Source organism: Tabrizicola sp. (assembly GCF_041911175.1).
Taxonomy (GTDB): Bacteria; Pseudomonadota; Alphaproteobacteria; order Rhodobacterales; family Rhodobacteraceae; genus Tabrizicola.
This window is the reverse complement of record NZ_JAYRPN010000077.1, coordinates 1-8,033: the sequence shown is the minus strand read 5'-3', so window position 1 is coordinate 8,033 and position 8,033 is coordinate 1. Positions and strand designations below refer to the sequence as shown.

The following is an 8,033-nucleotide window of genomic DNA, read 5'->3' as shown; positions in this document are numbered from 1 at the left end:
GCGACCGTCGCCTGCTGGTCCGGCAGTTCGTGCAGCCAGCCCTCGCCTGAGCCCATCCGTCCATGCGCGTTGACGGTGGAGATCACCAGCATCGGCACGGAATCGCCATAGGCCTGGCCCATCGCGGTGAGGATGTTGGTCATGCCGGGGCCGGAGATGATGAAGCAGACCCCGGGCCGGCCGCTCGCCCGCGCATAGCCGTCGGCCATGAAGCCCGCGCCCTGTTCGTGGCGCGGCGTGACATGGCGGATGCCGCTGCCGGCAAGGCCGCGGTAAAGCTCGATCGTGTGCACCCCGGGGATGCCGAAGACGGTGTCCACCCCCCAGGCGCGCAGAAGATGGGTCAGGTAGACCCCGGTCGAGATTTCCGTCGTCATCAGGCGCCCCGGCCTCCCTTGCGCATCTGCCAGGCCGTCTTGGCCAGGATCACCGTCACCACGATCACGATCAGCACCACCGAGATCGCCGCGATCGCCGGGTCGATGTTGTCGCGCAGCCCCATCCACATCAGCCGCGGCAGCGTAACCGCATTGACCGAGGTGATGAAGAGCGTCACGCCGATTTCCTCCCACGACAGCACGAAGGTCAGGAAGAGCGCGGTCAGGAGCGTGAAGCGGATGTTGGGAAGTATCACCCGGAACACCCGCGTGCCCACACCTGCGCCCATCGACCGCGCCGCGAGGTCGATCCGCCGGTCGAGCTGCGCCAGCGCCACCGAGATCAGCACCACCGCGAAGGGCGCGATCATCACCGCATGGGCGAGCGCCACCCCGGCCCAGGTGTCATAGGCGACGAAGCCGTTCAGCTTGGAAAGCGTGATCAGGAAGAAGTAGAGCGTCAGCGCCGAGACCACCGGCGGCGCCACCATCGGCAAGAGCGCAAGCCCCATCAGCACCGGCGCGAAGCGCGGCCGGATCATCCAGATGCCGAGCGCGAAGGCGGTGGCGAGCGTGGTGGCGACGACCGAGGCCACCACGCCGATGCGGATCGACAGCCATATCCCCTCGGCCCAGGCCGGCTTTTCGATCAGCGCACGGTAGTGGCGCAGCGACCATTCGCCCTCGGGGACGGAAAGGTAGCGGGTCGGCGTGAAGCTGACCGGGATCACCGCGACAAGCGGCATCAGCAGGAAGACCGCGATCAGCGCGGCCAGCACCGTCACGAGCAGGCCGGGGCGCAACTGGATCATCTCTCCGTCCCCCGCACCTGCCGCAGCATCAGCGCCAGCAGCGCGCCGACCGTCACCATCAGGATCACGCTGATCGCCGCGCCAAGACCCCAGTCCGGGCTCTGGAAGATGCGCAGGTAGATCAGCTCCGCCACCATCACCGAGCGGCCGCCGCCGAGGATCGCCGGGGTGATGAAGAAACCGAGCGCGAAGACGAAGACCAGAAGCACCGCGCCGAGGATGCCGCCCTTGGTCATCGGCACGAAGACCTGCCAGAAGATGCGCGCGCGCGAGGCGCCCATGCCGCGCGCGGCCATCAGCACGCGCTCGTCCACCGCCCGCATCGACGAGGCGAGCGGGAAGACCGCGAAGGGGATGAGGAAATGCACCATCCCGACGACGACGCCGAATTCGTTCCTGACCAGGGTCAGGGGCTCCGAGAGGATGCCGAGGTGTTGCAGCCAGGTGTTGAGAATGCCCTTGTTCGACAGAAGCGCGAGCCAGCCGAAGGCACGGGTCAGCACCGAAATCCAGAACGGGATCAGGATGCAAAGCTCGATCGCCACCCGCGCCACCGGCCCGCCGCGCACCCAGATCAGCGTCAGCACATAGGCCGCCGCGACCGCAAGCACGGTCACCACCGCACAGATGCGCAGCGTGCGCCAGATCACGCCGAGCACCAGCGGATCGGTCAGCGCCACGGCATACTGGCCGAGCCCCGGTTCGGGCAGCGTCACGCTCCACTGCATGACGCCGAGGAACGGCAGCAGGTAGGCCACCGCCAGCAGCAGCATCAGCGGCCCGAGAAGAAGGATGTGGCGCGCGGTCATCCGGTGTCCGATGTCACGGGGTCCGAAGGCCGCCCCCGGAAGGCCCGGGGGCGGCGGTTCCTCAGGCCGAGATGATCTTGAGGAACTCATCCAGCGCGGGGCCGTAGTTTTCTTCGTACCACGGCATGTCGAGCGGGATCTGCACGGCAAAGTTGGCCGGGTCCACCGGGTTGTAGCGCGCCTCCTCCGGCGGCAGCAGCGCGTCGGCCGCGGGGTTGGCCGGCCCCTGCCCCAGCATCCGGAACATCACGAGCTGCTTTTCGGGATCCTGCGCCGAGGCGATGAACTGCATCGCCGCCTCCTTGCCGCCGGGGTTGCCCTTCAGGACCCCCATCGCGCCCGGCGCGATCAGACCCTGGTCCCAGATGAAGGACACATCGCCGCCCGAATCCTCCTCGATCAGCTTGGCGCGGGTCGACCAGATCAGCGCCATCGACGCCTCGCCGTTCAGAAGGATCGACTGGCTTTCCGAGCCGCCGCCCCAGTAGGCCACGACATGCTCCTTGAAGGCCGCAAGCTTGGCATGGGCACGCTCGAGGTCGAGCGGATAGAGCGCATCCGGCGCCACGCCGTCGGCCAAAAGCGCCGCCTCCCACATGCCGGTGCCCCATTTGTAGAGCGACCGCTTGCCGGGGAATTTCTCGACGTCGAAGAAATCCGCCATCGTCTTCGGCGGGCTGTCTTTGAACTTCGCGGCGTCGTAGGCGATGATGTAGCTGTAGAAGTAGCTCGAGGCGGAATGGTCCCAGCCGAAGCCCTCGCGCATCTTGCCCTTGTCGACGACGGCATAGTCGATCGGTTCCATCATCCCCTTCTTGCCCAGCGCCTCGGCCGAGAAGGGATCGATGTCGACGATGTCCCAGGTGGGCTTGCCGCTTTCGGCCTGCGCCGCGACGGCGCCCTCGGTCGGGCCCGATCCGTCCTGCTTTACGGTGATGCCGGTCGCGGCGAGGAAGGGTTTGCCATAGGCCTCGTCATAGGCGGTGCCGGCATCGCCGCCCCAGTTGACGAAGACAAGCTCCTTGGCCTGGGCCAGCGCCGCGGTGCCGCGCAGGCCCAGCGCCGAGCTGCCCATGAGAAGCGCGAGGCCCGTGGTGAAGTCGCGCCGCGAGATCTGTCCCCGGGCGGCCCGGGTCCTCAGGATGTCGAGGCAATCGCGCTGGAAAGGTCCGTTCATTTTCTTCTCCCTGTTGTCGTTGGTCGGTCGTTGCGCCGGTCGCCCGGCAGGATGTCAGAGCAGGAAGCCGCGGTCCGGGGTCCAGGTGGCCCAGACGGCGGCGCCGGGGGAAAGCCCCTCGGGCAGGCCGGCGGTCGGCTGGTGCAGGACCAGCGCCGTGCCGGCCGGGGTGACGAGTGTCAACCGCGTCCCGGCGCCGAGATAGGTGAGGTCGCTCAGCGTGGCGGGAACCGCGTTGCCGGTGGCGGGCTCGGCAAGGCTCAGCCCCATGTATTCCGGCCGGATCGCCAGGTCGCCCCCGGCACCGGCGCCCTCGACCGCCCGCCCCTCCACCCGGCCCTCCCGGACCGGCAGTATGTTGTTGTCGCCGAGGAACTCGGCGACGAAGCGGTTGGCGGGACGTTCATAGACCTCGCGCGGCGCCGCGATCTGCTGGAGCCGCCCCTTCTCGAAGATCGCCACCCGCGACGAGAGCGCCAGCGCCTCCTCCTGGTCGTGGGTGACGAAGACGAAGGTGGTGCCGGTCTCGCGGTGGAGCCGGCGCATCTCGTCCTGCATCTGGCCGCGCAGGTTCTTGTCGAGCGCCGAGAAGGGCTCGTCGAGCAGGAGGACCGGCGGCCCGTAGGCCAAGGCGCGCGCCAGCGCCACGCGCTGCTGCTGGCCGCCCGAAAGGCCCGACGGCCGCTTGTGGCCATGCCCGCCGAGCCCGACCATCTCCACCATCTCGGCGACGCGGCGCCTCACCTCGGCGCCAGTGCGGCCCTGCACCTTCAGCGGAAAGGCGATGTTCTCCTCCGCCGTCATGTGGGGAAACAGCGCATAGCCCTGGAACACCATGCCGAAGCCGCGCGTCTCGGCGGGCATGTCGGTCATGTCGCGCCCGTCGAGGCTGAGCCGCCCCGAGGTCGGCGCCTCGAACCCGGACAACACCATCAGGAAGGTCGTCTTGCCCGAGCCGGAAGGGCCAAGAAGGGTCAGGAACTCGCCCCGCGCGACGGTCAGCGTGACATCGGCCAGCGCGGTGAACTGGCCGAACTCCTTGCCGATGCCGGAGGCGCCGATTTCTGCTGCCTGGGTCACAGGGGTCCCTCTTGCTCCGAGGATGAGCCTAGGGATCGGGGGTGGTTCTAGGCAACCGAAAGTTTTTCCATCCCTCGTGAAACAGGATTTGCCGATCACCCTCCGCGCCGCCTAGCCCTGCGGCATCTCCCCGCGCAGCCAGCCGCGGAAGGCCGCACCGGCGGGGTTGCCGGACCGTTCCGGCGGGACGATCATGAAATACGACCGCGGCGAACGGATCGAGAGGTCGAAGGGGCGCACCAGAAGGCCCGCGTCCATCGCCTGCTGGCAGATGAATTCGTCGCCCATCGCCACACCCTGCGCGCCGAGCGAGGCGGCATAGACGAGGTTCATGTCGGAAAACCGGATGCCGGTGCGCGCGCCCTCGACGCCGAGACCGGCAAGGCCGAACCACGATTCCCAGTCCTGGAAGTCACCCAGATGCAGCAGCGTCGCCTGCGCCAGACCCTCGGGCGCGTCGAGCCCGTCGATCCGGTTGAGCAGGATCGGGCTGCAGAGCGGCGTGAACTCCACCGCCCTCAGAAGCTCGACCTCCATCCCCGGCTGGTGGCCATGGCCGAAGGTGATGAAGATGTCCACGTCCGGGTTGCTCACGTCGTCGAGCCGGCGTGGCGTCACCAGCGAGAGCGAGACATCGGGGAAGGCTTCGGAAAACGCGCCGATCTTGGGGCAGAGCCAGCTTGAGGCGAAGCCCGGCGGGCTGCTGACGGTGAGTGTCCCGCTGATCCCGCGCGCCGCGTTGCGGGTGGCCGAGCCCGAGATCATCGACAGCGCCCGGCGCACGTCTACGGCATAGGTCACGCCCTGCGGCGTCAGCTCCACCCGCGTGCCGACGCGGTTCATCAGCCGAAAGCCGAGGTCACGTTCGAGAAGGCGCAACTGGTGGCTGACCGCGCTGCGGGTCAGGTTCAGCTCGTCCGCCGCCTGCCAGACGGTGCCGTGGCGGGCGAAACTTTCCAGCGCGCGGAGCGCCTGGGTGGAGGGGATGCGCCGCATGGGGCCTCCTGCAATCGGGCCAGACTAGCCCGGCCGCATGCAGAGCGCCAGCCCAAGGTGAAAATCATTTGCCGTTTGCGGGAAGAGGTTTCACTTGGTACCGGGCCGCTACGGCGTGTAGCGATGGAGAAGGGCCCCGGGAAGAGGCGGTCGGATTCGCGTCGGGTTCGCGTCGGTTTTCCGTCGGGCATCCGTATGGCAAGCGCCGGGCAAGCGGAGGACATCCGTCATGACAGCAGACGATCTCAGCGCCGCGCAATCCACCGCGCTCAGCGTCATCGCCGCACGCAGGGGCGAGCTTTCCGACTGGTGCGCGACGATCTTCGATTTCGGCGAGACCGCCTGGCGGGAATACCGCTCGGCCGAATGGTATGTGGCGCGGCTCAGGGCCGAGGGCTTTGCGGTCGAGGAAGGCTCGGGCGGGATGCCGACCGCCTTCTGCGCCGAATGGTCGAACGGTGACGGCCCGGTGATCGGCATGTATGCCGAATACGACGGCATCCCCGGCAACTGCCAGGCCGCCAGCACCCGGCGCGAGCCGCGCGCCGGGCTCGGCTTCCAGGCGGGCGGCCATACCGATCCGCATTCCGGCCTCGGCATCGCGTCGCTCGGCGGCGCGCTCGCCGTCAAGGCGGCGATGGAGCGGCACGGGCTGAAAGGCGGCATCCGCTTCACCGGCGAACCGGCCGAGAAGGTGCGCGGATCGAAGCCGATCCATGCCGCGAAAGGCTATTACGACGGGCTGGCGGCGATCCTGTCGTTCCACCCGTTCTACATGCTGCCGATGTGCAATACCGTCCGCTGGGAGACCCATTGTGGCGCCGGCTGGTCGATGATCTACCGCTTCCTCTGCGACGCGCCGGAAGGCTGGGGCACGGATCACGGCGGAGGCGACGGCGCGCCGATCCCGCAGTCGCACAGCGCGATCCGGGCGCCGGGGGCGAACGACGCGCTGAACCTGATGTTCCTGACCTCGAAGAGCCTGCGAGATTCGATGCTGCCGCACCAGGGCGGCTGGTCGATTTCCGAGGCGATCCTGACCGCCGGGCAGGCCACCGCCGACAACCAGCCGGCGGGGCTCGCCGAACTGCAATACATGATCCGGGTGCCGACGATCGCGATGGCCGAGGCGGTGACCGCCGCGCTCGACCGCAACGCCGAGGCGGCGGCGGCGATGACCGGTTGCCGGTGGGAACGCCACTGGGTTGCCAAGTCGCGCCCGGGCCTCGCCAACCATGCGGTGGCGCGGGTGGTCTGGGACGCGATGCAGCGGCGGGGCGCGCCGGGCTGGGACGATGCGGCCGCTGCCGTGGCGCGGGAAATCCAGGCCAACCTCGGCCTGACGCCGATGGACGACCCTTTCATCCCGGAAATGTCGCGGCTGGTCGAGCCGGAGGCGGCGGAGGCGATCCTGCGCCGCGATCTTGCGCCCTCGCAGACCCATTCGACCTCGGACGACTACACCGACATGTGCTGGCACGCGCCCACCGCGCGGTTCTACATCGCCCGGCCGGCGCTTCGCGCGCCCGAAGGCTTCGCCTATCCGTCCTGGGTGATGAACGCGCTCGGCGGCATCAGGGCGACGATCGACCCGATGGTGGAACGCGCGGCCGAGGTGCTGGCGCTGTCGGCGCTCAGGCTGATCGAGGACGGCGCGGCGCGCGACGCCGCCTGGGCCGAGTTCCGCGAGCGCACCGGCGTCGGCGTCGGCGGTTCCGCCTGGATTGCGCCGCTTTGCGACTACGCCCCGCCGATCCATTTCCGCTGGCCCGAATACGTCACCACCACACGCGGGCCGGACTGGTGGATTCCCTCCGCCATGCCCGGCGCCTGACCCTGAGGAGAAAGCCATGAACGTGCAGACCCGTCCCGACGCCTTCAGCCTGCAACGCCGCAAGCCCGGCGGCGGCACCGCGCCGCTGTCGCAGTGGGGCTTCGCCAACGAGACCGACCGGCTGACCGACGTGCTTCTGGGCAGCCCCCGCTTCCTGCGCCACATGGCGACATCGAGCCTGTCGCGCAAGCACCTGCGCGAGGCGCCGTGCAACGTCCAGGTGGCGCAGGCCCAGCACAAGGATCTGGTGGCGGCCTACGAGCATTTCGGCGTCAAGGTCCACATCTACGAGCCCGAGCCGGAACTGCCGATGCAGGTCTATGCCCGCGATTCCAGCGTGATGACGCCCTATGGAGCGATCATCACCGCAATGGCCAACTGGTGGCGGCGGGGCGAGAACTACGCCGCGATCCGGCACTACGAGAAGCTCGGCATCCCGATCTACGACATGGTGACGGCCGGCACCTTCGAGGGCGGCGACTTCGACGTGATCGAGGAGGGCTGCGTGCTGATCGGCTGCGGCGGCGCGCGCACCCAGGAGGAGGGCGCGCGACAGGTCGCCCAGTGGTTCGAGGCCGAGGGCTGGGAGGTGCGGCTGGCCTTCATCGACGAATACTATGTGCACATCGACCTGATGGTGGTGCCGGTGGCGCCGAAGCTGACCGCCGTCTGCCTCGCCTGCACCGAGCCGGGCATCGTCGACTGGCTGAAGGGCAAGGGCCACGAGATCATCGACGTGCCGTTCCAGGACACGATGGCCCTGGGGTGCAACTTCATGTCGCTGGGCGGCGACCGGGTGATCGCGCCGAAATCCTCGCAGGCGCTGATCGGTCAGCTCCGGGCGCGCGGCTTCGAGGTGGTGGGGGTCGACATGTCGGAAATCTCCAAGACCGGCGGCGGCATCCACTGCATGGCGCAGGCGCTGAAACGGGTGCCGTGACCGACCCG

The 8,033-nt window shown here is 68.6% G+C and carries 8 protein-coding genes; 2 read left to right on the top strand and 6 right to left on the bottom strand.

Annotated features, from left to right (window positions below; all coding sequences use genetic code 11):
* The 6 genes from ACE3P6_RS09880 to ACE3P6_RS09855 all read right to left on the bottom strand — a co-directional run.
* On the bottom strand, positions 1 to 377 hold a 377-nt coding region (locus ACE3P6_RS09880), incomplete at its 3' end, for a thiamine pyrophosphate-binding protein (RefSeq protein WP_374394346.1).
* On the bottom strand, positions 377 to 1,189 hold the full coding sequence (locus tag ACE3P6_RS09875) for an ABC transporter permease (protein ID WP_374394343.1): 813 nt from the start codon (positions 1,187 to 1,189) through the stop codon (positions 377 to 379). The genes ACE3P6_RS09875 and ACE3P6_RS09880, both read right to left, overlap by 1 nt.
* Entirely contained in the window at positions 1,186 to 1,998 is an 813-nt protein-coding gene (locus ACE3P6_RS09870) for an ABC transporter permease (RefSeq protein WP_374394339.1), read from the bottom strand. Before ACE3P6_RS09870 ends, ACE3P6_RS09875 begins: the two co-directional genes overlap by 4 nt.
* Positions 1,999 to 2,059: 61 nt before the next feature.
* Entirely contained in the window at positions 2,060 to 3,175 is a 1,116-nt protein-coding gene (locus ACE3P6_RS09865; RefSeq protein WP_374394336.1) for an ABC transporter substrate-binding protein, read from the bottom strand.
* A gap of 54 nt (positions 3,176 to 3,229) precedes the next feature.
* Positions 3,230 to 4,255: an ABC transporter ATP-binding protein gene (locus tag ACE3P6_RS09860; RefSeq protein ID WP_374394333.1), complete on the bottom strand. Its 1,026-nt coding sequence runs from the start codon at positions 4,253 to 4,255 to the stop codon at positions 3,230 to 3,232.
* Positions 4,256 to 4,366: 111 nt separating this feature from the next.
* Positions 4,367 to 5,251, bottom strand: a complete 885-nt coding sequence (locus ACE3P6_RS09855) for a LysR substrate-binding domain-containing protein (RefSeq protein ID WP_374394330.1) — start codon at positions 5,249 to 5,251, stop codon at positions 4,367 to 4,369.
* 229 nt (positions 5,252 to 5,480) lie between these two features.
* Here ACE3P6_RS09855 and ACE3P6_RS09850 point away from each other — a divergent pair, with 229 nt between their 5' ends.
* Together ACE3P6_RS09850 and ACE3P6_RS09845 are read left to right on the top strand one after the other, a co-directional pair.
* Positions 5,481 to 7,085 carry an amidohydrolase gene (locus ACE3P6_RS09850; protein WP_374394326.1) on the top strand — a complete coding sequence of 535 codons (1,605 nt, stop codon included), beginning with the start codon at positions 5,481 to 5,483 and terminating at the stop codon, positions 7,083 to 7,085.
* A gap of 16 nt (positions 7,086 to 7,101) precedes the next feature.
* The gene (locus ACE3P6_RS09845) at positions 7,102 to 8,025 is read left to right on the top strand and encodes a dimethylarginine dimethylaminohydrolase family protein (RefSeq protein WP_374394324.1); all 924 of its coding nucleotides are present in this window, start codon (positions 7,102 to 7,104) and stop codon (positions 8,023 to 8,025) included.
* Positions 8,026 to 8,033: the final 8 nt, after the last annotated feature.